The following is a 24432-nucleotide window of genomic DNA, read 5'->3' as shown; positions in this document are numbered from 1 at the left end:
TCGCCGGTTCGCCATTCCCTGCGAAAGCCAGTATCGGGATCAGGGCGACGAGCGACGCGGTCATTTACAGGCCCTCGCAGACGTTCTGCACGTTGGTATCGAGAAACGGCGCAAACGGGCAGCTGACGAAACGCAAGCGCACCTGCGCATTGCCAAGACTGACCACCACCCGATCGGCGCGCATGTCCTTGGGCGCATTGCCGACCCCGCCGATACGGGCGCCGCCGTTGTGGAGCCCAAGGAAACTGACCATGTCGTCCTGATCAATCCCGTCACCCGAAACACCAATGCCGCCAACCAACTGGTTGCCACGATAGATCGGCACCGAGCCGGGAAAGATCTGGATGCCGTTTTCGAGACGGTTCTGGCCCTGGACCGTATCGGGCAAGGCGGTGCAGCGCTGTGCAGTGTCGGTAGGCGATGCTCCCGAGACGAACTGCGCGTGCTGGATGATGTTGGCGGCCACCAGCTGGACCTGTAACCCGACCCCAAACGGATTGAAATCCTCGATCGGCCGCGACAACGGCCCGGGCGGGCGTCCAAGCTCGCCATCGGGAAAATACGGCCGCGCCAGATTGCCGACACTGCGGTTCCCATAAGCGAAATTGCCCGTCAGCGAGGCCGTATCACCCAGGAAGGTCCGCATGGCCGCGACGAAAGGGGCAACCCCACTGCCTGCAGCCATCAGGTTGGCCGCCGCCTGGCGGTTCGAGAAGAACATCGCGGTCCGCGCCTTCTGCAGCGACACATCGATGCCGAAGATCGGCGCATCGGGCGAACGGACGACGCCGAGCACCTCGCCATGCGTATCGACAACCGAGATCGAGGCCTGCATCCGGCTGTCGAGCGGACGGCGGATCTGCGCGCGCGCGCGCGTGAGCACTGTGAACGCCTCTTCCAGAATTGCGCGGACCTCGGCGGCGGTCAGCGGCTGCGAATTGCTGACCGTGTCGGTGCCGGCGCGGATCGGATAGCGGTTGTTGCCCGCGCCGTCGGTGAGGATGAAGGCATCCGAATTGGCGAACTCGGCGGCCCGCGCCGCGCGAATGCCCGATGCCTCGGTGCCATAGGGCGTGCCCGCGATGATCGCAGCGTTGCTGTAGCCGCGCACCGCAACGATGCTGCCCGCACTGCCGTTGATCGCCGCAAAATTGCCCGAAACAGCGCCAATATCGCTGGCCAGGATATCGCTGAACCGCAAGGTGGTCCCATCGACCGTGATCCGGTCGGCGCGGATCGTCTCGGCAGCGGCAAAGCCTTGCGTTCCGGCAAAGGCGATCGCCTCTTCGGGGTCGATATCGCGGTCGAGGATATTTGGATCGAAGCCGTAATCGCCATCGCCCATCACCCCGATCGCGCCGACGACGACACCGTTCTTGTAGAGCGGCAGACCGCCGGGATCGGCAGCCAGGCCCAAAGGCGCACGCTTGGGTCCGATCAGCGCTAATGCGCCGCCTGCCGCCTGGAACCGGGCGCTGAGATCCGAACACGGCAGCTGGCTGAACTGCACGCCGAACAGCGGCCCGCTTTCCAGCCCGCGGGTCGATGGCGCGGGCGGGAAATGCTGCTGCACGATCTGGCTGGCGGTGCGGCTGGAAAAGGCATTGCCGCCGCTCGACAGATAGGCACCCGTGACCGCCTTGGAAATAGCGGCCATTTCCGCCGGTACATCGAGCCCCTGCGCGTCGATCGTCGGGCTGTTAAGCCCCGCCTCGGTCATCGCGCTGGTACGCGCCATCGCGCGCGCGCCGTTCATCCGGAACACGCCGAGCACGTTGCCGACCCGATCAACCACTGCGATCACCGATGGCAGATTACGCCGCTGCGCCTCGCTCACCGCCTGCGCGATGATTGTCTGCACCTCGGCAACGCTCAATGATACCTGCGCGGGTACGGTGAAATTGCCTCCGGCCGGCGGCGGTGCGGGATTGGGTGTCGGCGTAGGGCTGGGCGCGGGCGTGGTGCCCGAGCTGTTGCCGCCTCCGCACGAGCTGAGCACTAGCGCCATCGCGGCCAGCGAAGTCGCCATCTTTCCGAATCGCATCATGCAGCCTCACTCCGCAAACGTGCGACCCGGCCCGACATCACCGAACAAAACTCGCCAAAACGTCCCATAGTGATCATCTCCCTGTCACCTGGACTATTGCAGCGACCGGATGGTGCGCACGGCCCCGCCCAGTGCCCGGCGGAATTCCAGCGGCTTGTACGAATTGGGCTCTGCCACAGCGGCATAGGCCTGGTTGATCTGCGCGCGCAGCGATGTCGCCGAACCTGCCGTCACCTGCCCCTGGGTCACCAGACCGCTCAGCAGCGTATCGACCGCCATCACCGCCTGTACCGAGCCCTCATAATCGGTGAAGCGCGGGGAAATCGCTTCGCTGGCGATCGATTCCATGATCGCAAAGGTCTGCGCGCGGGTGAAATCGCTGCGGCTGAAGCGGTCGGCCAGCGCCATCGCGGTCTGCCGAAGCCGGTTGGCAGCCTCCACCGCCGGCACGCGCCCTTGCGCCATCGCGGCATGGAAGCCGCGTGCCTGTGTTTCATATTGCGATGCGAGTTCGGGCGCTGCGATCCGCACCGCTGCCGAGAGCATGATCATGTTCTCGTCATTGTACGGCGGCATGCCCGAGGGGATTGGACGCCCGGGGTTGCCAAGCTTGGCCGGACGCGCATCCTCCTCGTCATAGATCCGGCGGTGGCAGCTGTGGCAATCGAAGAAATAGAATTCGGGGAACATGCCTTCGGTGCCCAGCCCCGGCTTGCCGAAAAGGCTGAGCGAGCGTTCGAGCGCCATAGCCTGGCCCACCGCCCACATCCGCATCGAGTTGGTCTTGCCCTTGCGCTGGCGATAATCGGCGTCTTCGTCATGATGCTGGGTGAGCGTGGAGAACAGATCTACCTCGAAGGCGATGCGCGGGTGTCCGGCGGCCATGATGCGGTGGTTGACGAACTGGCCGGGCGCATCGCTGCCCAGATGGCAGTCAAGGCACACACCGGCACGCGCCTTTGCGTTTTCCAGCGGGATCAGGCCTTGCGAGACGTTGCGCGCGTGGCTGGTGCCGGTGGCGTAGTGGCTCGCGAGCCATCCCGAAGCTGCGCCATGGCAGGCTTCGCAACTGACCCCGTCGCTCACCTGATAGCGAGGGCCCTTTGCCGCAGCGGGCGTTGAGTGACAGCCCAGACACATCGCAGCCGATCGCGGATCGCCGATACCCAATTTTTTGCCGATCGCAAGACTGCGCGGCTCGCCCAAAACGCGATACGCACGCGCATGCGCGCCGCCGGGTGTCGATTCCTCCTGCCAGCGCCACAGCTCATCCTGGCGAACGACTTCGCCATCGGCCTCGTTGCGCCCATGGCAGGTTGATCCCGCACAGCTGCCAACGCCCATATGGGTACCGGATGCCGCCCGTGACGCCTGCGCCTCAAGCCGCTCGGCTCCGGCAAGATTTGCGATAAAGAACGCGCCGATGACAAGCGCGAGGCAACTGAAAACTGCAAACGCAGCTTGGACGCCATCCACGCGTGATATGGCCCAAAGCCTGGAAATGTGCCCCGAAATGTGCATCGTCGCTTTTACCCCCGGCCCCTATGGAACCGGCCCCCGATAGACTAACGATGCGACCCCTTAGTCTTCTCTTCTGCCGCCTTATCGCCCGTTCGTCGTGCACTTTCAAGGCAATCCTTTCAGCCACCTCGCAAATATCCGCCGGCCCCGCCCCTGCTGCACCACGTATACTCAGCTTGCCGCAACGCAGCATATTTGCCATGTTATTGCGCATTGGGGGATAAAGGTATGCCGCTGGGACTTGGTATTGCTGAAGGCGCCTGGTTGGGCCATCTCGCCTTTCTGATCCTCGCGGTAGCGCTGATCGCGCCACCGATGCCATGGATGCGGGTCGGTCTCGTTCTATCGTCGCTTGCCGGGCTTGGCTTCGCGCTCGGCTTTGCCAATGATCTGGGCCTCGCCTTCTGGTTCTTCGTGCTGCTTGTCATCGGCGCGTCGATGCTGTTTCGCTATCTGATGGCCGAACGCAATTCGCGTTTCTCGTCAGAAGAAGAAGCGTTGCGCACCAGTTTCATGCACGAGATGACCCGTGCCAGCGCCCGCCACCTGATGGACCAGGGCAACTGGATCACCGGACGCGGCGGCGAGGTGCTGATCAACGAAGGCGAAGCGATCAGCCACCTGTTCTATTTGCACGATGGCACGGCGGACATCACGCTCCACGGCCAGCATGTCGGGACGGTGTCGGGCGGGGATCTAATCGGAGATGCGACCGCGCTGAGCGGAGAGCCCGCGACAGGCACGGTCCGACTGAGCACCGACAGCCGGTTCTGGTGCGTATCGGCGCCCAAATTGCGCCAGTATCTGGATCTTCACCCCGAAGCCCGCACCGTGATCGAGCGCCAGATCAACCATGCGCTCGACCGCAAGCTGCGCGCCGCCAACGCCGCGCTGGCGGGCAGTTGAGGCATCTGCCTACAATTGCGGGCCAAGCACCTGATCGATGCCGTGGACTATGCCGTTGCTCGCCGCCAGGTCGGGAAGCGCGATCGATGCGACGTTGCCGCTGGCATCGGACAGCTGGATCTGATCGAGCTCGACCGATGCGTTGAGCCGTTCGCCCTGCAGCGTCACGATCTCGATGCTGCCGCCGTTATCACCGATCCGCTTGCGCAGGTCCGCTGCGGTCAGCCTTCCGGGGATGACGTGATATCTCAGCACCGTTGCCAGTCGTTCCTTGTTGACTGGCAGCAGCAGGTCAGCGAGCGCGTCGACGCCGATCTTGTCGAACGCGCCATTGTCCGGAGCGAAAAGCGTCAGCGGAGTTTCGGCGGCCAGGGCAGTGGCGAGATCCGCCGCCTTGATCGCGCGCGCCAGCGTCGACAGATCGGGATTGCGCAGCACCACCTCATCGACGCGCAAAATCGCATCGGGTTCGACGGCACCTTCCGCCTCGGCAACCTCAAGGCTTCTGGCATCGATCCGCTTGACCGGATCGCCGCCGCCGTCCTGGCTGCCGCAGGCCGCGATCGTGAGGCTCAGGCCCATCAGGGCGGCAACAGCTTGTGAACGCATAATAATCTCCAAAATTCAGCTGATGGGCTTCAGCATCCAAGGTTCAGGCCCGGCAGGTCAGGCCTCATCCTGCTTGTCCAGGAAAACGAAATCCCGCTCCAGGCTCAGCATATGGGCACCGCCATCGACGAAAAGCAACTGGCCTGTGATTGCGGGGGCGTCGGCAAGATGTCGTACCGCACGTGCAATGTCTTGCGGCGCGGACAACCGACCCAACGGCATTCGTGCGGCAAGCCGTTCCATTTGTGCGTCGTCATAGTCGGTGGTTGCCAGCGTCAGCCCGGGAGCAACGCCGTTGACCCGCGCCCGTGCGCCGAATGCCCGGGCCAAAGTGCGGATCGATTCGGCCAGCGCCTGCTTAGACAGCGTATAGGACAATTGATCGCCATTGGGATTGCGCACCCGCTGGTCGATGATTTGGACGACGGCTGGCTGTGCCCCCTCGCTGGAGGCCTCCACCAGATCGCGCGCCAGCAGCACCGGCGCGAAGGTGTTGACCGCAAAGTGATCGCTCAGCATCTGCGGCGTCATGCTTCCGAGATCATCGTAACTGAACAGAGATGCGTTGTTGACCAGCAGATCGGGCGCACGGCCGAAATGCGCGACCACCTGCGCCATCAGCTCGCCGGGCGCCTCCGGCAGCGCAAGATCGGCAACGAAGCCATGCCAAATGGTGCCAATATCTGCCAACGTGGCGGCGAGGCCAGGTTCGGGGACCGCATCTCTGTGTCCATGGAGCGCCAGCGCCCATCCGTTGCGCGCGAGTTCAGCGGCGATGCCAGCACCCACCCGGCGACATCCGCCGGTGACCAGAGCAATCCGAGCTGTGCCGGCCACGCTCATCGGCGGGTCCGGGTGAGCGTGATCCCGATCGACTCGTTATGCTCGGCAATCGCCAGCTTGATGATCTTGATCGTCACTTTGCGGATGCGCGGATCCTGCAGGAACAGCGTTTCGATGACATGATCGGCCACCGCCTCGATCAGCGTGAAGTGGACACCCGCCGGCAGCGCGGTCGATGCGGCGTGCTTGAGGTCCATATAATTCTTCGATGCCGACAGCGCGGTGTCGGGCGCGTAATGGTCCTGCGCCAGCATCTCGGCCTGGATCGTGAAGCGCAGCGGCTGGGGAAGCTTGGTCTCTTCCGAATAGATTCCGGTCAAAACGTTCACGTCGAAATCGGCGATCTCGAGGATCAGGCTGTCAGGGGTGGTGTCGGTCAAAATGGGTGGCCTGAGTTGAAAGGTCTGAGAATGCCCGTTCTCCGGCGAAAGCCGGAGTCCAGGAGCGAAATTGTGACGCAGTCGCCCTGGATTCCGGCTTTCGCCGGAAAACGAAGAGAGTGGCCCGCGCGTTCGCAAATTGCGCGGGGCAACGCAAGCGTTCAGCTGTGCGAACCTTCGTTCGACCCCTCATTCGATCCCTCATTCGACCAGCGCGCAAAGATCGCAGTGGGCAGCAGCCGCCCGCCCGTTTGCTCGCGCACCGCAAGCTCGCCAACCTCGATCGTGCCCGGAAGGTCGGCAAAATGCGCCGCGAGCAACTCGCCCAGCGCCAGCGCGGACATGCGGACCGCATAAACTGTGAGGAACAGACAGCGCGACCGGTCGTCGAGCAGCTTGCGGCAATCGGCGATCAGGCTAGGGAGATGCTCCTCGAGCTTCCAGACCTCGCCCTCGGGGCCGCGCCCGAACTTCGGGGGATCGAGCAGGATTGCGTCATAGCGCTTGCCGCGGCGAACCTCGCGCGCGGCAAACTTGACCGCATCATCGACCAGCCAGCGGATTGGCAGCTGATCCATATCCGACAGCGCGGCGTTGGCGCGTGCTGTTGCAACCGACTTCTTCGAGGCATCGACATGCGTCAGTTCGGCCCCCGCAGCCGCCATCGCCAGCGTGCCGACACCGGTATAACCGAACAGGTTGAGCGCCTTGGCCGCGCCCTCGCCCAAATGCTGGCTGATCTGTCCGCGCAGCCAGCGCCATACCGGATCCATATCGGGAAAGAACCCCAGATGCCGAAACGGGGTATTGAGCGCGGTCAGCCGCACCTCTTCCCAGCTCAGCGGCCAGCCATCGCGCGGTACATTGGGATCGAGCTGCCACTTGCCGCCACCGTCTTCGTCCGATCCGGGGATGAAAGCGCCATCGGCATCCCAATCGGGCAGCGCGGTCGGCCACATTGCCTGGGGTTCGGGGCGAACAAAACGATACGGGCCATAGCGCTCGAACTTGCGCCCGCCGCCGCTGTCGATCAGCGTGTAATCCTCACGCGGTTCACCGATCATCAGCACCGGTTGCGGATCGAGTGTGGCCATCAGCCCGGATCAGCCCTTGGCGGGAACGGCGCGCGCGGCGATGTAATCGCGCACGGTGGTGTAGTCGCCCGCAAGCTTGTCGAACCGCTCTTCGCGCTCGAACAAGTCACCGACGCGGGCAGGCAGGCGCGGGCGCAGGCCGGTGGCGCGCTCGACGGCGTCACGGAACTTGGACGGGTGCGCGGTGGCGAGCGTAACGCACGGGATCGACCGATCGAGCGTGCCCTCTTCCTGCAACCGATGCGCGGCACCCAGACCGATCGCGGTGTGCGGATCGAGCACCTGCCCAGCATCATCCCACGCCTTGCGCATCGCGATTCCCATCTCTTCGGGATCGACCCGCGCGCTGGTGAAAATTCCGTCTGCACCCGTGCGCATCTGCGACGTCAGCTGCATCGCCTTGCTCGATTCAAAACCCTGCATCCGCGCCGCGGTCAGTGCACCATCGCGGCCCTCAAGATCGAACAGCAGCCGCTCGAAATTCGAGCTGACCTGGATGTCCATCGAAGGCGCTGCGGTGGCCGTGACGCTGCCCGCCGAATAATCGCCCGCGCTGAGCGCACGATGGAGGATATCATTGACGTTGGTCGCGACCACCAACCGCGCAATCGGCAGGCCCATCCGGGATGCGACATAGCCTGCAAACACATCCCCGAAATTGCCAGTCGGCACCGAGAACGCGACCGGACGGTGCGGCGCGCCCAATTGCAGCGCGGCGGCGAAATAATAGACGATCTGCGCCATCAGCCGCGCCCAGTTGATCGAGTTGACCGCAGACAGCGTGAACTTGCCGGCAAAATCGGGATCACCGAACATCCGCTTCACCATCGCCTGCGCATCATCGAAGCTGCCGTCGATCGCGATGTTGTGGACGTTGGGCGCGAGCACCGTGGTCATCTGCCGCCGCTGAACGTCAGAGACGCGGCCATCGGGGTGGAGCATGAAGATGTCGACCTTCTCGCGCCCCGCCACTGCATCGATCGCGGCTGAGCCGGTATCGCCCGATGTCGCGCCGATGATCGTCAGATGCGTGTCGCGATTGTTCAGGAACCGCTCGAACATGTGCCCGAGCAGCTGCAGCGCGACATCCTTGAACGCCAAAGTGGGCCCATGAAACAACTCGAGCAGCCAGTTTGTCTCATCAAGCTGCGCCAGCGGCGTGACCGCCTTGTGCGAAAAGCGCCCATAGGCGGCCTGGCACAGGCCATGCAGCTCTTCTTCAGTCAGGCTGCCTGCCACGTAGGGCGCCATGATCCGCACCGCGAGATCGACATAAGGCAGCCCCGCCATCGCGGCGATTTCGGCCTGTGTGAACTTCGGCCAGCTGCGCGGGACGTAAAGTCCGCCATCGCTTGCCAAACCTGCCAGCGTGACGCCCTCGAAATCGAGCGCCGCTGCCTTACCCCTGGTGCTGATATAGTCCATGGATTGGCCCGTTAGCGGGCCTGCCTGTTGCTTGCAATGGGCGCGTCAGTCTTCGTGGTTTTCGAAGAACATCAGCACAGCCGGCCCCTCGGGGGTGTCGATCTCGCCATGCTCGACAAAGCCCGCCCGAATATAGGCGCTGCGGGCGCGCTGGTTGTCGGGATCAGGATCGATGCACAGCACGCGCACACCCTGCGCGGCGAGCTGCTTGGCGAGCATCGCCAGCAGCTTGGCGCCATGGCCCTTGCCGATCAGCGAGGGCACGCCGATGAAGCAATCGACCGCGCGCGCGCCCTGTGGCAGATCCTGCAGATGCTTTTGCGGCCAGGCGTGGACCTCAAAGTGCTGGATATACGCAACCGGCCTGCCATCGAGCATGCCGATGAGCTGGACCATGGCGGGATTGTCCATGTCCTCTTCGATCAGCGCGAGCTCATGGGCCGGGTCGCCCCACCATTTCTGGACCTCGGGCGTCTCCAGCCACGCTGCCAGCATGGGCAGGTCAGAATGGGTGACCCTGTGGAACCCGTAATAATGTCCGCCCTGCATGATCTCTCCTCATGGCGTTACCGGGACGATCAGGATCGCGTCCGCCTTGCAACTGCCAGACCATATATAACGGCAGCAATGCCCGCGAATAAAAACCATTGTATTGCATAGGCCCAATGATTGTTTGGAATGTCCCCGGGCGAAGGCGGCTGCACGGCCTCGAGCCCGGCCACCGGGGGGGCTGCGACCAGCCGGATCAGATGCACGCTGTCGGGCGCGATCACGCCGCTAACCTGCCCGCCGGCCCAGATGGGATCGTCCGGACGCAGCGACCAGCCCGCCACGACCTGCGCACCCGGGCCTTCGGCTCCGGTCGAGCACGCGGCAATGTGCACCCAGCCCGCCTGTCCGCGTGCATTGCGTCCGCTCGAAGAGCGCCAGTCGGTAACGGTGAGGCAGTTGACCGAAGACTTGCGATACAACGGCAGAGCGGCGCGATCGGGCACGGACGGCCATGCCACCGACGGGCGTTCGGTGGCTGAAGCATACTCTGCAAGTAGTGCATCCTTCCACGCCATGCGCTGGATCTGCCAGACCCCCAACGCGATCATTACCCCGATGGCGATGCCGACGATCAAGGTCGGCCCCAATGGCAGGCGCTTCATGAGTCTTGCCCCGTATTGTCGTCAATCTTGCCTTCGCGGACCTCTGCGCGCGCCTCGTGGATCAGCATCGCAGCCTTGGATACCCTGAGCGAGAGCAGCACCAGCGCGGTCGTGATCGGAACCCACAATACAATGTGCACCCAGAATGGCGGGCTGGCCTGGACCTGCAGGACCAGCGCGAACGCGCACACCAGCGCGCCGATCACCAGGATCAGGAACGCGGCAGGGCCATCGCCAACATTGTAGCTCGAAAAATCATGCCCGCAGGCACGGCATCGGGAAGCAAACCGCACCCATCCAGCAAACAGCGTTCGCTCCGCGCACGCGGGGCATTCGCCGAAAAGGGCAGCCTGGACGAGACCAGACTGCCCTTTTTCGAGATGCGGATCATCCACGATGACCGCGCAGGATCACGACGAGGCGATCAATGCGTTGCTGCACCCCAGCCGCCCCAGACATAGATGACGAGGAAGAGGAACAGCCACACCACGTCAACGAAATGCCAGTACCATGCAGCGGCCTCGAAGCCGAAATGCTGCTTGGGAGTGAAGTGCCCCTTGTAGGAACGCACCAGGCAGACGATCAGGAAGATCGTGCCGACCAGGACGTGGAAGCCGTGGAAACCCGTCGCCATGTAGAAGGCTGAACCATAGTTCAGATCCTTGAACGGGAAGGGAGCAACGGTGTACTCATACGCCTGCACGGCGCTGAACAGTACTCCCAGTACGATGGTGAGCCAAAGTCCCTTGATCAGGCCATCACGATCGCCGTTGATCAGCGAGTGGTGCGCCCAGGTCACGGTGGTGCCCGAGCACAGCAGGATCAGCGTGTTGAGCAACGGCAGTTCGAAGGCATTGAGCACTTCGACGCCCTGGGGAGGCCAGGTTCCACCGATCACGTCTGCGGACGAGGGGAACAGCGAGAAATCAAACCAGGCCCAGAACCATCCGACGAAGAACATGACTTCCGAGGCGATGAACAGGATCATCCCGTAGCGCAGGTGCAGCTGCACCACCGGAGTATGATCGCCAGCATGCGCTTCCTTGACGACCTGGGCCCACCAGAAATACATTGTCGCGGCCACCGCTGCGGTGCCGGCGTAGAAAACGATACCCATCGTATCGATGCTCTGCATCCACAGGATCGCGCCTACAGCCATGAGCAGCGCAGACATCGATCCGGCGAACGGAATGATGCTGGGCGGCAAAATATGATAATCGTGGTTCTTTGTTCCGGCCATCGGTTCTGGTCCCTGTCGTCCCTAAAGCGTCTTAAACTAAGCCCTTAACTGCCCTTTTTCGCCTGGTCCAGCGGGTAAAAGGTGTAGCTGAGGGTTATCTCTTCGATATCTTTGGTGTCCGGATCGGTGAGGATTGCCGGGTCCACATAATAGATCACCGGCATCCGCACCTTCTCGCCAGGCTCCAGCGTCTGTTCGGTAAAGCAGAAGCACTGGACCTTGGCGAAATAGCGCCCGGCCTGCACCGGAGTGACATTGAATGTCGCGGTTCCGCTCACCGGCTTGCTCGAGAGGTTCTCCGCTTCGAACGCGGCGATGTCGCGCGCGCCGATGGTGATCTTCTCGGTCGGGTTTTCCGGCTTGAAACGCCACGGCAGCGCCGACGACACGTTCGAATCAAACCGCACGGTGATCTGCCTGTCGGTCGCTGCAAACGACGCTGCGGTCGCTTCGCTGACCTTCATCGTCGTGCCGCCAAAGCCGGTTGCTTCGCAGAAGATGCGATAGAGCGGAACCGCGGCGTACCCCAGGCCCAGCATGCCGATCGCAAGGCACAAGGCGATGATGCCTGCACGCCGGTTACGGCGCGCCATCTCATCGGAAAGAACTGCCGTGCTCATCCCCACACTCCAATCTTCACGATGGTGATGACATAGAACATGACGCACAAGGCGACGAGGATACCGGCCATGAACAATGCACGGCTGCGCTGGCGGGCGCGGAGCTGAGCCAGCACTTCGGGATCGTTGAAATCGGGCGCCGAAAGATGGGTGGGGGGACGATCGCTCATGCCGCGATCACCGGAACGACTGCGCGGTCGATGACCAGCGCGGTGAACACCATGAACAGATACACGATCGAATAGGCAAACAGCTGCTTTTCGGGTTTGAGCGTATCGCCCTCACCCGCGACGCGGAAGCCGACACGCGCTGCCAGAACCACGAAGATCCCGGTCAGTATCAAGGCGCAGACACCATAGGTCCAACCGGCCAGCCCAAGCGCGAACGGCGCCATCGCGGTCGCCAGCAGCACCAGCGAGTAGCCGAACACCTGATGGCGGGTGGATTTTTCGCCTGCGACATTGGGCATCATCGGGATGCCGACGCGCGCGTAATCCATCTTCACGAACAGCGCGAGCGCCCAGAAGTGAGGCGGCGTCCAGAAGAAGATGATCGCAAACAGCAATACCGGCAGTGCGGTGACGTCCCCTGTCACGGCGGCCCAGCCGATCACCGGCGGAAACGCCCCTGCCCCGCCACCGATCACGATGTTCTGCGCGGTGTTGGGCTTGAGCCAGACCGTATAGATCACCGCATAATAGAAGATTGAAAACGCAAGGATTCCGGCGGCCAGCCAGTTGACCGCCAGGCCCATGATTACAACCGAGAAGCCCGACAGCGCCAGGCCGAACTGCAGCGCAGCCTCGCGGTCCATGCGGCCGGCGGGAATCGGACGGTTGGCGGTGCGCTTCATCAGCGCGTCGAGATCGGACTCATGATATTGATTGAGCGCAGCGGCGCCGCCCGCACCCATCGCGATGCACAGTATGGCGACGAAGCCGATCACCGGGTGAATGATGCCGGGCGCAGCAAGGAGCCCGCACAGGCCGGTGAATACGACGAGCCGGATCACGCCGGGCTTGGTCAAAGCCCAGAAATCGCGCCAATGCGCAGGCATGTGGGCGGCCTGGCCGATGGGCAAGACACCCACCTGACGATCCAACTGCTGAACGGCTTCGGTCATTTTACTCAATACCCAAATGGCAAACCCCTCTCAGACCGAGAGGGGCTGCAGGCCGGATCAGGGATTGTCCCATCACCGGCCCATTGATTTGCCCGGATTACTTGATGACGGGCAGCGTTTCAAACTGGTGGAACGGCGGCGGGCTGGACAGCGTCCACTCCAGCGTCGTTGCACCCTCGCCCCAATAGTTGCCTTCGGCACGGCGTCCGGCGACCAGCGAGTAGGCGATGTTGATGAAGAAGATCAGCATACCGGCAGCCATGATCGAATAGCCGATCGAGGCAATCTCGTTCCAGTAAGCGAACGCTTCGGGGTAATCGGGATAGCGACGCGGCATGCCCTGACGGCCCAGGAAGTGCATCGGGAAGAACAGAATGTTCACACCGACGAAGAACACCCAGAAGTGCAGGTGGCCGAGCATCTCGTTGTAGTGACGGCCGCTCATCTTGGGGAACCAGTAATAGAAGCCCGCGAAGATCGAGAACACCGCACCCAGCGAGAGCACGTAGTGGAAGTGCGCTACCACGTAGTAGGTGTCGTGCAGGTTGTCATCGACACCGCCGTTGGCAAGCACGACGCCGGTCACGCCACCCACGGTGAACATGAAGATGAAGCCGAGGGCCCAGACCATCGGGGTTTTGAACGAGAGCGAACCGCCCCACATCGTCGCGATCCACGAGAAGATCTTGATGCCCGTAGGCACCGCAATCACCATGGTTGCAGCCGTGAAGTACATCTTCATGTTCACCGACAGACCGACGGTGAACATGTGGTGCGCCCACACCACGAAGCCGACGACGCCGATGGCGACCATGGCATAGGCCATGCCGAGATAGCCGAACACGGGCTTCTTGGAGAAGGTTGCGATGATGTGGCTGATCATGCCGAAACCGGGCAAAATCATGATATACACTTCGGGGTGACCGAAGAACCAGAACAGGTGCTGGTAAAGGACGGGATCACCACCGCCAGCGGCGTTGAAGAAGGCCGAGCCGAAGTTGCGGTCGGTCAGCAGCATGGTGATGGCCGCGGCCAGAACCGGCAGCGAGAGCAGAAGAAGGAATGCGGTCACAAGCATCGACCACACGAACAGCGGCATCTTGTTGAGCGTCATGCCCGGAGCGCGCATGTTGAAGATGGTGGTGATGAAGTTGATCGCGCCGAGGATAGAAGATGCCCCTGCAAGGTGCAGCGAGAGGATCGCAAGATCGACAGCAGGTCCAACCGAACCGCTAGTCGACAGCGGAGCGTAGACCGTCCAGCCGGTACCGGCACCCAGACCCGAACCGCCGGGCACGAAGGTCGAGCCAAGCAGCAGCAGGAATGCGGGGACCAGCAGCCAGAACGAGATGTTGTTCATCCGCGGGAACGCCATATCCGGCGCGCCGATCATGATCGGAACGAACCAGTTGCCAAAGCCGCCGACCATCGCAGGCATGACCATGAAGAACACCATGATCAGGCCGTGCGCGGTGATCAGCACGTTCCACATATGGTACGCCTGATCGAGGGTCGCTTCGCTGCCCTGCATCATGCTGGCCCAGCCCTGCAGATACTGCACGCCGGGCTCGGCGAGCTCCATCCGCATCAGGCCGGAAATGGCACCGCCGATGATACCCGCGACGATCGCGAAGATCAGGTACAGCGTACCGATGTCCTTGTGGTTGGTCGACATGAACCAGCGCTGGAAGAACGCTGGCTTGTGGTCGTTATGCGCATGATCGTGATCATGCAGATCGGCCGGGTTGGCTGCAATCGTGGTCATGGGGTTGCCCTGTCTTTACTGAGCGGCTGCAGGAGCAGCGGCGGCTGCGTCCTGCGTTGCGGGAGTGGTGGTGGCGGCTGCCGGAAGCGCGTCGGGAGTGGCGGCGACTTCGTCGCCCTGGACGGTGCCGCCCTGCGAACGGACCCAAGCGTCGAACTTGGCGCGGGGCAGTGCTTCCACCGCGATCGGCATGAACGCGTGACGTGCGCCGCACAGCTCCGAACACTGACCGTAATAAACGCCAGGCTCCTTGATCACCAACATCTTCTCGTTCGACCTGCCGGGGACGGCGTCCATCTTGAACCAGAGCGAAGGCACCGCAAAGCTGTGGATCACGTCGGATGCGGTGGTGATGATGCGGATCGGCTCACCAGCAGGAACGACCATGCGGTTGTCGACCGCGAGCTGGAACGGCTCGCCGCTCTTGATCGAGTCTTCCTCGCTCAACATGTTCGAGACGACTTCAAAATCGCCGTTATCGGGATAGCTGTAGCCCCAGTACCACTGGTAGCCGGTCACCTTCACTGTCACAGCCGACGCAGGCGCAGGTTTGTATTGTTTGGCGAGCAGATCGATCGACGGAACTGCGACGCCCACGAGGATCAACACCGGAACCAGCGTCCAGATGACTTCGATCGTGGTGTTGTGGGTCACGCGAGAGGGAACCGGGTTTGCGGCCGCGCGATACCGGAAAACGATCCAGACAATCAGCCCGAGAACGAGAAGCGAAATTGCAACGATAATCGGCAGCAGAACGACCGTGTCCAACCAATAGGCATATTCGCCAAGCTCAGAATACTGATCCTGAAAATCAATACCCCTATCTACGGGCATGCCCTTGCCCGGGGTCGGCGCCATCGGCGTGTAGCTCGAATCAAGCGCTCCGGCGGCAACGGCATCGGCAGGTGCAGCTTCGGCAGTCGCTGCAGCGTCAGGGGCGACCTGCGTGCTGGGCGCAGGTGCCATTACCGGCGGCGCCGGCGGCGTCTGCGCCAGCGCCATCGGCGCGGTAACGAGAGCAAGGGCTGCGAAACCGATAGATTTCGTCCAAAATGCGAACGCCATTCGTAGAATGTCCCTGTATGGGCAGGGCATCCGTCCACGTCCCGTAGTGCCGGATCACTGCCGTGTTTGCGTCATAGCTAACCGTGCCTATACGCAGGCTTGCCGCCAGTCTCAAGCCAATCTAGGGATATTTTTTGTGCACATGCGTATGCTTTCCCAGCAGGATGGCATCGACGTTACGTAATGAGGCTTAAACCAATGCAGGAAGAAGAGATTCTGGCAGAGTTCCGTGCCAGCCAGGCGCTGCTTGAAGGGCATTTCATTCTGTCATCCGGATTGCACAGCGCGCATTATCTGCAATGCGCGCGCGTTTTGATGGACCCGATGCGCGCATCGCGGCTCGCCAGCGCGCTCGCCAGCCGGATGCCGCGCGATATCCGCAGCCAGGTCGAACTGGTGATCTCGCCCGCGATGGGCGGCCTGATCATAGGGCATGAAATGGGCCGGGCGCTGGGCGTTGAAGCGATGTTCGTCGAACGCCCCACCGGCACCTTTGAGCTGCGCCGTGGTTTTGCGGTGAAGCCGGGGCAGAAGGTTCTGCTGATGGAAGACGTCGTTACCACCGGACTGTCGTCGCGCGAAGCGATCGCGGCGGTCAATGCGGAGGGCGGCGAAGTCATTGCGGCAGGCGCGCTGGTCGATCGGTCGGCAGGCGAAGTCTCGCTGGGCGTTCCGTTCTTCCCGCTGATCTCGCTCAATTTCCCGACTTACGCTTCCGACGCCCTGCCACCCGAATTGGCAGCGATTCCGGTGGTCAAACCGGGAAGCCGCAAGGAGGCACTCGCGGCGTGACCCGGCATCTGCGCCTTGGCGTCAACATCGATCACGTCGCCACCATCCGGAATGCACGCGGCGGGGATCATCCCGATCCGATGCGCGCGGTGCAGATCGTGCAAGCCGCGGGCGGCGACGGGATCACCGTACACCTGCGCGAGGACCGGCGGCATATCCGTGACAGCGATCTCGACACGATCATGGCGGGGGCCACGCTGCCGATCAATCTCGAGATGGCCGCGACCGACGAGATGCTCAATATTGCGTTGCGCCATAAGCCCCATGCCGCGTGCATCGTTCCCGAAAAGCGCGAGGAGCGCACCACCGAGGGCGGGCTGGATGCGGCGGGTATGCATAATACGCTCGCACCGATCGTCGGCCGCCTGACCGATGCCGGTATCCGTGTCAGCCTGTTTATCGAGCCCGAAGCGCGACAGATCGATGCCGCAATGCGTCTGGGCGCGCCCGTGGTCGAGTTGCACACCGGGCGCTATGCGCATCTGTGGCTGGACGAGGACCGCGACGGGATCGAGACCGAGCTCAAGCGCATCGCCGACGCGGCGGCACTGGCCGCCAAGAACGGCATCGAGCCGCACGCGGGGCATGGCCTGACCTTCGACAATGTCCAGCCGATCGCTGCCATCCCGCAGCTCGCCGAACTGAATATCGGTCATTACCTCATTGGCGAGGCGATCTTCGACGGACTGGAAGCCAGCATCCGCCGGATGCGGCAGCTGATGGATGAGGCTCGGTGATCATCGGGCTGGGCTCGGACCTGTGTAACATCGAGCGGATCCAGAAGTCGCTCGACCGCTTCGGTGCGCGGTTCGAACAACGCGTCTTCACGCAAGTCGAGCAGGCCAAGGCTGCACGCCGCCCGTTCACAAAGGCAGGAACGCTCGCCAAGCGGTTTGCCGCCAAAGAGGCTTTTTCCAAGGCGGTGGGAACCGGGTTCAAGGCGGGGGTGTTCATGAAGGACATCGGTGTCGTCAACGCTCCTTCAGGAGCGCCGACGCTGAAACTGACCGGCGGCGCAAAGGCGCGGCTGGACAGCATGATTCCCTCAGGCCATAGCGCCTTCATTCATCTGACGCTCACCGACGATCATCCATGGGCGCAGGCATTCGTGATCATCGAGGCGCGGCCCATTGACTGACAATCCCCCGCCCGGCCCGGACCCGAAAGACAGCTCTATGGCACCTGAAGCTTCCGACGCCGCGATCCATGCGGACCCAGCGCGCCGCACCCCTGCCGACGACGACCACAAGCCGGTCAACTGGTTCGAGGAAATTCGCGGGCTTTTCCTGTTGCTGCTCGCGGTGCTGGCGTTCCACTCGCTGGTTGCCAAACCCTTCTATATCCCCACCATGTCTATGATGCCCAATCTGCTGGTGGGTGACCGGCTGGTGGTGAGCAAATATCCGTATGGCTGGTCGTGGGTCTCGGTCTCGTTCCACCTGTTGCCGCCGATGAAGGGGCGGATCAACGGATCGACCCCCGAATATGGCGATATCGTCATCGCGACCCCCGAAGGCGCCAGCGCCGATTACATCAAGCGCGTGATCGGCCGCCCCGGCGACACGATCGAGGTCCAGTCGGGCCGGGTGATCCTGAACGGTGAAGAGGTCGTTCGCGCGGTACAGCCCAATCTGCTGCTGCCGGTCGATCTCAACTCGCCATGCAACGCGAGTGATTTCCCGATGCTCAAGATGCGCGGTGCCGATGGCAGGTTCTATTGCGAACTGCCGATCATCCGCGAGACCCTGCCCAATGGCGTGTCGTACAACACCATCGATCTGGGCCCCGATTATCCGCTCGACAATTACGGCCCCTACACCGTCCCGGCGGGACACGTCTTCCTGATGGGCGACAACCGCGACCGTAGCGCCGACAGCCGCGCAAGCCGCGAGGAACTGGGCCTGGGAGGCGCGGTGCCGCTCGAGAACGTCGGCGGTCGCGCCGAAATCGTGACGTTCTCTCTCGATGGCAGCACCAACTGGAACCCGCTCAGCTGGTGGCAGTCGCTTCGTGGCGACCGCGCCGGCAATTCCTTGCGCGCGGATAGGGACTGAGGGCGAACCGCCCACCTTTTCCGTCACCCCCGCGAACGCGGGGGTCCCGCTTGTGCGCCGAGGCCTGAGATCAAGCGGGATTCCCGCGTTTGCGGGAATGACGATTGCGAGGTAACGCTCAGCCGGGCTTGCGTTTGGCAAGCAGCATCTCGGCGATCTTGTAGGTCCGCTCGTTGTCGACATCGACGGCGTACGCGCCTTCGGTTAGCAGGAAGGCACGCACCTTGACCTTGAACCGGCGCGAGATCGCCGCCATCGCGCCATCGACGCTCCACCACCCCATCCGGAACCGGAACAGATTCCACAAACCGAACGCCTTGGCGATCCGGCCGACATTCTTCATGAACTGGCCGCCCTGCCGAAATGCCTCTGCCGCACGGAATGAGGCTGCATCGCGCAGCCAGTAAGCATTGCAATTGGCAATCGCCATGTCAGAAAACTGATAAAACCCGCGCTGGGCTTCAGGGTGCGCGGCGAGGATGCTTGCTTTCTCCGCAATCGAGAGCACCGCCCCTGCCCCTTCGCGCATTCCGAAGTCGTGCACCGATCTCACCACCTCGGGCGTGATCAGGACATTATCACCGGTCGTGATCAGCATCGGGAAAGCATGGCCCGATTCTTCGACGACCGCCTCGACGCTTTCAACGATGCCATCGCGCGATACGCTCATGTGCAGCCGACCAGCAGCGGTCAACGCGATAACAGCAGGGATATCCGCGATCACAGCAGGATCATGAATCGAGACCCAGATAGCGCTATCAGGCCAGGCGTCCTGAACGCCCTCCAGGACCCATTGCAGCAGCGGCTTGCCCTGGATCGGCACCTTGCATTTATGGGTGACACCTGCAGCCTCCGCCAAAGGATCAAGCTTGCCATCGCGCTTGCCCGCAAGAATGAGAATAGTTGGCGTTGACATGCTGCAGACCTTTCGCGCACTTCGGGTGTCCCAGCGCCTATAAAGTGCGATTGCACTGCCAACAACCCTGGTTGCTTCTCCCCTCTGGCCCCTGTTCTCTGCCCCCTGCCCCCTGCCCCCTGCCCCCTGCCCCCTGCCCCCTGCCCTCCGACCCCCGCCCTCCGACCCCCGCCCTCTGGCCTCAGCCCCCTGGCGCTGGCGCACATCTGTTTGATCTCTTCCCTTTGGCGCACCACACGCTAAGGACAACGCGGATGAGGCAACGCTGAGGGACGTTAAATGGGTGAGACGCTGAACATCGCGCTGGTGGGGCTTGGAACTGTCGGCGCAGGCGTGATCCGGCTGCTCGAAGAGAATGCGGCGCTGATCGCCCGGCGCGCGGGCAAACCCATTTGTGTCGCGGCGATCACCGCACGCGACAGGTCCAAGGATCGCGGCGTCGACCTGTCGCGCTATGAATGGGTCGACGATATGGGCGAGTTCGCCACCCGGCCGGATATCGATGTCGTGGTCGAGCTGATCGGCGGCGCCGACGGCCCGGCATTGACGCTCGCCAAGGAAAGCATCGCGGGCGGAAAAGCCTTCGTCACCGCCAACAAGGCGATGGTCGCGCATCACGGGCTCGATCTCGCCCAGCGCGCCGAGACCGCTGGCCTTGCGTTCAAATACGAAGCTGCGGTTGCAGGTGGCATTCCGGTGATCAAGGGCCTGCGCGAAGGCGCTGCGGCCAACCGGCTCGAACGGGTCTATGGCATCCTCAACGGCACCTGTAACTTCATCCTCTCGGCGATGGAAAAAACCGGGCAGGATTTCGCCGACGTGCTCGCTGAAGCCCAGGCGCGCGGTTTTGCCGAGGCCGACCCCAGCTTTGACATCGATGGCGTTGATGCCGCGCACAAGCTCTCGATTCTCGCCGCACTCGCCTTTGGCACCCAGCTCGATTTCGAAGGGATCGAGCGCAGCGGCATCCGCAAGATCCTGTCCGCCGATATCGCCCAGGCCGACGCTTTGGGCTACCGTATCCGCCTGATCGGCATGGCCGAGATTGACGGCAGCAACGGCGATGCGCGACTGTTCCAGCGGGTCCACCCCTATCTGGTACCGATGAACCATCCGCTGGCGCATGTCGACGGATCGACCAATGCGGTGGTGGCCGAGGGCAACTTCTCCGGACGCCTGCTGTTTCAGGGCGCAGGCGCGGGCGATGGTCCGACCGCAAGCGCGGTCGTCGCCGACCTGATCGACATCGCGCGCGGCGAAATCGGCCCTGCCTTCTCGATGCCGGTGCGCGAGCTCGACAAGGTTGGCCGCGCCGAAACGGGGCACCGCATCGGCAAATGCTATCTGCGCTTCGAAGTCGCCGACCGCCCCGGGGTTCTTGCAGAGATCACCGCGGCCATGCGCGATGCAGGGGTTTCGATCGAAAGCCTCATCCAGAAGGGCCGCAGCCCCAATGGCAGCGTGCTGGTGGCGATGGTCACGCACGAAGGCCCAGAAAGTGCGGTGGCTGCCACCATCTTAGCCCTGAAGGGCTCCCCCAGCCTGCATGCCGAACCGCTCGTGATTCACCTTCTGGGAGACTGACCCTCATGCCCTCCGGTCTTGCCGCACTTCTGGACGATGTCGCCGCATTGACGCGGCTTGCAGCCGTATCGCTCGACGATATCGGAGCCGCATCGGCCAAGGCTGGAGCCAAGGCTGCCGGCGTCGTGGTCGATGATGCCGCGGTCACCCCGCAATACGTCACCGACTTCAAGCCCGAGCGCGAGCTGCCGGTGATCTGGCGGATCGCCAAGGGGTCGCTGTTCAACAAGTTCGTCATACTGTTGCCAATCGGGCTGCTGCTCAGCGCGTTCCTGCCCTGGGCGATCACGCCGATCCTGATGCTGGGCGGGCTGTATCTGTGCTTCGAGGGTGCGGAAAAGGTGGTCCACGCCTTGGGTCACAAACCCGACGTCGCACAAGACGTGGCGCAAGTGCAGGACATGTTCGCGCTCGAGAACGAGCGGGTGAGCGGCGCGGTGCGCACCGACCTGATCCTGTCGGCCGAAATCATGGCGATCGCGCTGTCTGAAGTCGCCGATCGACCGATCATGATCCAGGCAGCGGTGCTGGCGGTCGTCGGCCTGCTCATCACCCTCGTCGTTTATGGCGCGGTGGCGGTGATCGTGAAGATGGACGATATCGGCCTGCATCTGGCGCAGAAGGACTCAGCCGCAACGCAGAGCTTTGGCCGGGGACTGGTCAAGGCGATGCCGGTGGTGATGTCGGCGCTGTCGATCATCGGCACGGCAGCGATGATCTGGGTCGGCGGGCAGATCATCATCCATGGCCTGGCCGTGTTCGGCATCGATGGCCCCGAGCATTTCATTCACGATCTGGCGGTTGCAGGTGGCGCGGCGATGCCTGCCGTCGGCGGACTGGTCGAATGGGTGATCGGCGCGGTGCTGGCCGGCATCGTCGGTTTCGTCCTGGGCAGCATCATCGCGTTCGCGCTAAAGGCGCTGCCGGGCAAGAAGCACTGACGCTTATTCTACTCCAGTCATTCCCGCGAACGCGGGAATCCCGCTTTGGCGGGATGTCAGCGCAGAAGCGTCACCCCCGCCTGCGCGGGGGTGACGAAAAGGCAAAACGGGCACTAACCTCTACCCCACTACCCGCGCATACACATTGACCGGCTTGGGCTCGAGCCACGCCTCGCTGATCTTCACGAAACCCAATTTGGTCGCGACATGCTCAGATGCACCGTGTCCGGGATCGATGATGCAGCGGATTTCAGGTGCACCCCGCGTCGCGTCGCTCCACGCCATCACGGCTTCCATCGCCTCGCTCACCAGCCCCTTCGACCAACGATCGGGTGCAATCGCCCAGCCGGCCTCGGGATAGCCCTGCAATTCGGCAATGCCGCGCTCGAAGCTGGCAAGCCCTCCGACGCCGACCAGGGCGTCGGTCTGGCGATCGGCGAACAGCCAGTAGCCATAGCCGCACAACGCCCATAGCCCGTGCATGCCAATGAACCTTGCCCAGCTTTCGGTGCGGTTGCGCGGCTTGCCGCCGATAAACGCCGTGACCCGTTCGTCGGCCCACATCGCTGCATACGCGTCGAAATCGGAGGGCACCGGCCCGCGCAGACGCAGGCGCAAGGTTTCGATCACAGGGATCGCGCTCATTGCGGGCCGCCGCTGCCGTTGGGACCAGTTGTGGTGGCGGTGCTGGAGCGCAGACGTTCCGCTGCCTCTGCCGCACGCGCCCTTTTAAGATACTCTTCGTCAACCTCGGGCAGCTTGGAAAAATCGATCATATAGGCAGGCGGCGGAGGGCATGGCGGGATCATGCATCCGCTGAAGGTCGCCTTGCCCTTGAAGATGCCATCGCCTGCCACATCGGGCGCTGGCGGCGGGCCGCCGGTGGCAAGCCGCCCTTCGGTATCGGGCGGAACCCGAAACTTGGCGCTCGGGTCGGTCTCGCCGCACACGACGATAGCCTGGCCCGCCGCGCTGGGCTGGCAGCGTTTTGCGCGCTCTTCCTTGCCGGTCCATTCGTCGGATTGCCGAATCAGCTGCTTGACCTTCGCGTCAACCGGATCGGGCGCGCGCTGTTCAGGTTCGGGCAGCCTTGTATCATCCTGCGCGTCCTGCGCGCTTGCAGCCGGGACCAAAAGGGCGGAAAAGGCCACCAGGGCCGCCGCGAACAGCATTCTCGACAATGCAATAATGCTCCCTTATGGACCGGGCGCAACGCACCAGGCCTGGAACGCAACTGGTGCCCCATAATAGAAGGATGACCCGCCTGCCATGTCCAGCGCAAGCCCGAAAGCAACGCCCCCTGCAGAAACCCCACAACTCGACCGGGTTCTGGTGCTCGAAATGGTCCGGGTCACCGAAGCGGCGGCTATCGCAGCTTCCAAGCTGATCGGCCGGGGCGACGAGAAGGCCGCCGACGCTGCCGCCGTCGAAGCGATGCGCGCGGCGCTCAACGGACTGGATATCGACGGCACCGTGGTGATTGGCGAAGGCGAGCGCGACGAGGCTCCGATGCTGTACATCGGCGAAAAGGTCGGACTTGGCAATGCAGGCGCGCCGCGCATCGACATCGCGCTCGATCCGCTCGAAGGTACCACCATCACCGCCAAGGCTGGTCCCAACGCGCTCGCCGTGCTGGCGATTGCCGAAAACGGATGCCTGCTCAACGCGCCCGACGTTTATATGGACAAGATTGCTGTTGGCCCCGGCTACCCCGAAGGCGTGATCGATCTCAACAAGACCCCGACCGAAAACGTGCAGGCGCTCGCCGCTGCCAAGGGCGTGAAACCTGCCGACATCATCGTGTGCGTGCTCGACCGGCCGCGCCATGCCGAAATGATCGAGGAACTGCGCGGCATCGGCTGTGGCATTGTGCTGATTCCCGATGGCGATGTTGCTGGCGTGATTGCCACCACCGATCCCGACACCACGATCGACCTCTACATGGGTTCTGGCGGCGCACCCGAGGGCGTTCTGGCGGCGGCAGCGCTGCGCTGCGTCGGTGGCCAGTTCAAGGGCCGTCTGCTGTTTCGTAACGATGACGAGCGTGCCCGTGCGCGCAAATGGGGCATCGAGGATTTGAACGCGATCTATGACCTGTCCGATCTTGCCAAGGGCGATTGCATCTTTGCTGCGACCGGCGTCACCGATGGGTCGCTGCTCGAAGGCGTCAAGCGTCGCCGCGATGGCATCATGACCACCGAAACCGTAGTGATGCGCTCGTCGAGCGGCACCGTGCGCTGGGTCAAGGGCGAGCACCGCATCGCTGATTAAGCCGATTGCCGCCGGTGGGGGGAGACAAAAGCCCATGCCGGCGGCTTGAGGGGGTTTGCGGGCAACGGCGGCACCGGTCACA

General features: G+C 63.0%; 27 protein-coding genes. 8 read left to right on the top strand and 19 right to left on the bottom strand.

The genetic code is table 11. The features are described from left to right. Window positions 1-64 precede the first annotated feature (64 nt). Window positions 65-2044 (bottom strand): heme-binding protein, encoded by a 1980-nt coding sequence (locus IEW00_RS07000; protein ID WP_373282612.1) that lies wholly within the window; start codon window positions 2042-2044, stop codon window positions 65-67. A gap of 96 nt (window positions 2045-2140) precedes the next feature. After that, window positions 2141-3523 carry a multiheme c-type cytochrome gene (locus tag IEW00_RS06995; protein WP_188513640.1) on the bottom strand — a complete coding sequence of 461 codons (1383 nt, stop codon included), beginning with the start codon at window positions 3521-3523 and terminating at the stop codon, window positions 2141-2143. 273 nt (window positions 3524-3796) lie between these two features. Here IEW00_RS06995 and IEW00_RS06990 point away from each other — a divergent pair, with 273 nt between their 5' ends. Then, window positions 3797-4474 carry a Crp/Fnr family transcriptional regulator gene (locus IEW00_RS06990; protein ID WP_188513639.1) on the top strand — a complete coding sequence of 226 codons (678 nt, stop codon included), beginning with the start codon at window positions 3797-3799 and terminating at the stop codon, window positions 4472-4474. Window positions 4475-4483: 9 nt separating this feature from the next. On the opposite strand, the gene IEW00_RS06985 is transcribed toward IEW00_RS06990, so the two are convergent. The 14 genes from IEW00_RS06985 to coxB form a co-directional block, all read right to left on the bottom strand. Continuing rightward, window positions 4484-5083 carry a fasciclin domain-containing protein gene (locus IEW00_RS06985; protein WP_188513638.1) on the bottom strand — a complete coding sequence of 200 codons (600 nt, stop codon included), beginning with the start codon at window positions 5081-5083 and terminating at the stop codon, window positions 4484-4486. A 57-nt stretch (window positions 5084-5140) separates the two neighbouring features. Next, a complete protein-coding gene (locus IEW00_RS06980) occupies window positions 5141-5926 on the bottom strand; it encodes an SDR family oxidoreductase (protein ID WP_188513637.1) in 786 nt (261 codons plus the stop codon). Further along, window positions 5923-6306, bottom strand: a complete 384-nt coding sequence (locus IEW00_RS06975; RefSeq protein ID WP_188513636.1) for a dihydroneopterin aldolase — start codon at window positions 6304-6306, stop codon at window positions 5923-5925. The genes IEW00_RS06980 and IEW00_RS06975 overlap by 4 nt, the downstream gene beginning before the upstream one ends. 161 nt (window positions 6307-6467) lie before the next feature. Beyond that, complete coding sequence (locus IEW00_RS06970) at window positions 6468-7400, bottom strand: class I SAM-dependent rRNA methyltransferase (protein WP_188513635.1); 933 nt, start codon at window positions 7398-7400, stop codon at window positions 6468-6470. 9 nt (window positions 7401-7409) lie between these two features. After that, the gene (gene thrC, locus IEW00_RS06965) at window positions 7410-8825 is read right to left on the bottom strand and encodes a threonine synthase (protein ID WP_188513634.1); all 1416 of its coding nucleotides are present in this window, start codon (window positions 8823-8825) and stop codon (window positions 7410-7412) included. Between the two features lie 45 nt (window positions 8826-8870). Continuing rightward, entirely contained in the window at window positions 8871-9374 is a 504-nt protein-coding gene (locus IEW00_RS06960) for a GNAT family N-acetyltransferase (protein ID WP_188513633.1), read from the bottom strand. Between the two features lie 29 nt (window positions 9375-9403). Continuing rightward, window positions 9404-9979 carry an SURF1 family protein gene (locus tag IEW00_RS06955; RefSeq protein ID WP_188513632.1) on the bottom strand — a complete coding sequence of 192 codons (576 nt, stop codon included), beginning with the start codon at window positions 9977-9979 and terminating at the stop codon, window positions 9404-9406. Then, on the bottom strand, window positions 9976-10272 hold the full coding sequence (locus IEW00_RS06950) for a DUF983 domain-containing protein (RefSeq protein WP_308419315.1): 297 nt from the start codon (window positions 10270-10272) through the stop codon (window positions 9976-9978). The genes IEW00_RS06955 and IEW00_RS06950 overlap by 4 nt, the downstream gene beginning before the upstream one ends. Before the next feature lie 131 nt (window positions 10273-10403). Continuing rightward, entirely contained in the window at window positions 10404-11219 is an 816-nt protein-coding gene (locus tag IEW00_RS06945) for a cytochrome c oxidase subunit 3 (RefSeq protein ID WP_188513630.1), read from the bottom strand. Window positions 11220-11263: 44 nt separating this feature from the next. Next, on the bottom strand, window positions 11264-11839 hold the full coding sequence (locus IEW00_RS06940) for a cytochrome c oxidase assembly protein (RefSeq protein WP_188513629.1): 576 nt from the start codon (window positions 11837-11839) through the stop codon (window positions 11264-11266). Then, window positions 11836-12009: a cytochrome c oxidase system small membrane protein gene (locus IEW00_RS06935; protein WP_188513903.1), complete on the bottom strand. Its 174-nt coding sequence runs from the start codon at window positions 12007-12009 to the stop codon at window positions 11836-11838. The genes IEW00_RS06940 and IEW00_RS06935 overlap by 4 nt, the downstream gene beginning before the upstream one ends. Further along, window positions 12006-12896 (bottom strand): heme o synthase, encoded by an 891-nt coding sequence (locus tag IEW00_RS06930; protein WP_188513887.1) that lies wholly within the window; start codon window positions 12894-12896, stop codon window positions 12006-12008. The genes IEW00_RS06935 and IEW00_RS06930 overlap by 4 nt, the downstream gene beginning before the upstream one ends. 163 nt (window positions 12897-13059) lie before the next feature. Next, window positions 13060-14727 (bottom strand): cytochrome c oxidase subunit I, encoded by a 1668-nt coding sequence (gene ctaD / locus IEW00_RS06925; RefSeq protein WP_188513628.1) that lies wholly within the window; start codon window positions 14725-14727, stop codon window positions 13060-13062. Window positions 14728-14742: 15 nt separating this feature from the next. Beyond that, complete coding sequence (gene coxB, locus IEW00_RS06920) at window positions 14743-15792, bottom strand: cytochrome c oxidase subunit II (protein ID WP_188513627.1); 1050 nt, start codon at window positions 15790-15792, stop codon at window positions 14743-14745. A gap of 198 nt (window positions 15793-15990) precedes the next feature. Here coxB and pyrE point away from each other — a divergent pair, with 198 nt between their 5' ends. Genes pyrE through lepB form a run of 4 tightly spaced genes read left to right on the top strand, consistent with a single transcriptional unit; the run spans window position 15991 to window position 18638 of the window. Continuing rightward, entirely contained in the window at window positions 15991-16584 is a 594-nt protein-coding gene (gene pyrE, locus IEW00_RS06915) for an orotate phosphoribosyltransferase (protein ID WP_188513886.1), read from the top strand. Next, on the top strand, window positions 16581-17321 hold the full coding sequence (locus tag IEW00_RS06910) for a pyridoxine 5'-phosphate synthase (protein ID WP_188513626.1): 741 nt from the start codon (window positions 16581-16583) through the stop codon (window positions 17319-17321). Before pyrE ends, IEW00_RS06910 begins: the two co-directional genes overlap by 4 nt. Further along, window positions 17318-17722 (top strand): holo-ACP synthase, encoded by a 405-nt coding sequence (acpS, locus tag IEW00_RS06905; RefSeq protein WP_188513625.1) that lies wholly within the window; start codon window positions 17318-17320, stop codon window positions 17720-17722. Before IEW00_RS06910 ends, acpS begins: the two co-directional genes overlap by 4 nt. A 37-nt stretch (window positions 17723-17759) precedes the next feature. Next, window positions 17760-18638, top strand: coding sequence for a signal peptidase I (lepB, locus tag IEW00_RS06900; protein WP_188513624.1), 879 nt, complete (start codon window positions 17760-17762; stop codon window positions 18636-18638). Window positions 18639-18756: 118 nt separating this feature from the next. Here the strand turns inward: lepB and IEW00_RS06895 are convergent, their stop codons facing one another. Beyond that, the gene (locus IEW00_RS06895) at window positions 18757-19554 is read right to left on the bottom strand and encodes an NTP transferase domain-containing protein (RefSeq protein WP_188513623.1); all 798 of its coding nucleotides are present in this window, start codon (window positions 19552-19554) and stop codon (window positions 18757-18759) included. Between the two features lie 279 nt (window positions 19555-19833). Between IEW00_RS06895 and IEW00_RS06890 the strand changes: the two genes are divergently transcribed. Both IEW00_RS06890 and IEW00_RS06885 read left to right on the top strand, forming a co-directional pair. Then, window positions 19834-21138, top strand: a complete 1305-nt coding sequence (locus IEW00_RS06890) for a homoserine dehydrogenase (RefSeq protein WP_188513622.1) — start codon at window positions 19834-19836, stop codon at window positions 21136-21138. Window positions 21139-21143: 5 nt separating this feature from the next. After that, window positions 21144-22079, top strand: coding sequence for a DUF808 domain-containing protein (locus IEW00_RS06885; RefSeq protein ID WP_188513621.1), 936 nt, complete (start codon window positions 21144-21146; stop codon window positions 22077-22079). Between the two features lie 120 nt (window positions 22080-22199). Here the strand turns inward: IEW00_RS06885 and IEW00_RS06880 are convergent, their stop codons facing one another. Together IEW00_RS06880 and IEW00_RS06875 are read right to left on the bottom strand one after the other, a co-directional pair. After that, window positions 22200-22724 carry a GNAT family N-acetyltransferase gene (locus tag IEW00_RS06880; protein ID WP_188513620.1) on the bottom strand — a complete coding sequence of 175 codons (525 nt, stop codon included), beginning with the start codon at window positions 22722-22724 and terminating at the stop codon, window positions 22200-22202. Continuing rightward, window positions 22721-23230 carry a hypothetical protein gene (locus IEW00_RS06875; protein ID WP_188513619.1) on the bottom strand — a complete coding sequence of 170 codons (510 nt, stop codon included), beginning with the start codon at window positions 23228-23230 and terminating at the stop codon, window positions 22721-22723. Before IEW00_RS06875 ends, IEW00_RS06880 begins: the two co-directional genes overlap by 4 nt. A 118-nt stretch (window positions 23231-23348) precedes the next feature. Between IEW00_RS06875 and glpX the strand changes: the two genes are divergently transcribed. Then, on the top strand, window positions 23349-24350 hold the full coding sequence (gene glpX / locus IEW00_RS06870) for a class II fructose-bisphosphatase (protein WP_188513618.1): 1002 nt from the start codon (window positions 23349-23351) through the stop codon (window positions 24348-24350). Window positions 24351-24432 lie beyond the last annotated feature (82 nt).

The organism is Blastomonas aquatica (assembly GCF_014639875.1).
In the GTDB taxonomy this organism is placed as follows: Bacteria; Pseudomonadota; Alphaproteobacteria; order Sphingomonadales; family Sphingomonadaceae; genus Blastomonas; species Blastomonas aquatica.
Note: the sequence above shows the minus strand (reverse complement) of the source record. Positions and strands in the feature narration are given on the sequence as shown.

Excerpts from the sequence above, each read along its gene's own strand:
- IEW00_RS07000 (WP_373282612.1), bottom strand. The coding sequence starts at position 2,044 with ATGCGATTCGGAAAGATGGCGACTTCGCTGGCCGCGATGGCGCTAGTG.
- IEW00_RS06990 (WP_188513639.1), top strand. The coding sequence starts at position 3,797 with ATGCCGCTGGGACTTGGTATTGCTGAAGGCGCCTGGTTGGGCCATCTC.
- IEW00_RS06985 (WP_188513638.1), bottom strand. The coding sequence starts at position 5,083 with ATGCGTTCACAAGCTGTTGCCGCCCTGATGGGCCTGAGCCTCACGATC.
- IEW00_RS06980 (WP_188513637.1), bottom strand. The coding sequence starts at position 5,926 with ATGAGCGTGGCCGGCACAGCTCGGATTGCTCTGGTCACCGGCGGATGT.
- IEW00_RS06970 (WP_188513635.1), bottom strand. The coding sequence starts at position 7,400 with ATGGCCACACTCGATCCGCAACCGGTGCTGATGATCGGTGAACCGCGT.
- thrC (WP_188513634.1), bottom strand. The coding sequence starts at position 8,825 with ATGGACTATATCAGCACCAGGGGTAAGGCAGCGGCGCTCGATTTCGAG.
- IEW00_RS06960 (WP_188513633.1), bottom strand. The coding sequence starts at position 9,374 with ATGCAGGGCGGACATTATTACGGGTTCCACAGGGTCACCCATTCTGAC.
- IEW00_RS06955 (WP_188513632.1), bottom strand. The coding sequence starts at position 9,979 with ATGAAGCGCCTGCCATTGGGGCCGACCTTGATCGTCGGCATCGCCATC.
- IEW00_RS06945 (WP_188513630.1), bottom strand. The coding sequence starts at position 11,219 with ATGGCCGGAACAAAGAACCACGATTATCATATTTTGCCGCCCAGCATC.
- IEW00_RS06940 (WP_188513629.1), bottom strand. The coding sequence starts at position 11,839 with ATGAGCACGGCAGTTCTTTCCGATGAGATGGCGCGCCGTAACCGGCGT.
- IEW00_RS06935 (WP_188513903.1), bottom strand. The coding sequence starts at position 12,009 with ATGAGCGATCGTCCCCCCACCCATCTTTCGGCGCCCGATTTCAACGAT.
- IEW00_RS06930 (WP_188513887.1), bottom strand. The coding sequence starts at position 12,896 with ATGCCTGCGCATTGGCGCGATTTCTGGGCTTTGACCAAGCCCGGCGTG.
- ctaD (WP_188513628.1), bottom strand. The coding sequence starts at position 14,727 with ATGACCACGATTGCAGCCAACCCGGCCGATCTGCATGATCACGATCAT.
- coxB (WP_188513627.1), bottom strand. The coding sequence starts at position 15,792 with ATGGCGTTCGCATTTTGGACGAAATCTATCGGTTTCGCAGCCCTTGCT.
- pyrE (WP_188513886.1), top strand. The coding sequence starts at position 15,991 with ATGCAGGAAGAAGAGATTCTGGCAGAGTTCCGTGCCAGCCAGGCGCTG.
- lepB (WP_188513624.1), top strand. The coding sequence starts at position 17,760 with ATGGCACCTGAAGCTTCCGACGCCGCGATCCATGCGGACCCAGCGCGC.
- IEW00_RS06895 (WP_188513623.1), bottom strand. The coding sequence starts at position 19,554 with ATGTCAACGCCAACTATTCTCATTCTTGCGGGCAAGCGCGATGGCAAG.
- IEW00_RS06890 (WP_188513622.1), top strand. The coding sequence starts at position 19,834 with ATGGGTGAGACGCTGAACATCGCGCTGGTGGGGCTTGGAACTGTCGGC.
- IEW00_RS06885 (WP_188513621.1), top strand. The coding sequence starts at position 21,144 with ATGCCCTCCGGTCTTGCCGCACTTCTGGACGATGTCGCCGCATTGACG.
- IEW00_RS06880 (WP_188513620.1), bottom strand. The coding sequence starts at position 22,724 with ATGAGCGCGATCCCTGTGATCGAAACCTTGCGCCTGCGTCTGCGCGGG.
- glpX (WP_188513618.1), top strand. The coding sequence starts at position 23,349 with ATGTCCAGCGCAAGCCCGAAAGCAACGCCCCCTGCAGAAACCCCACAA.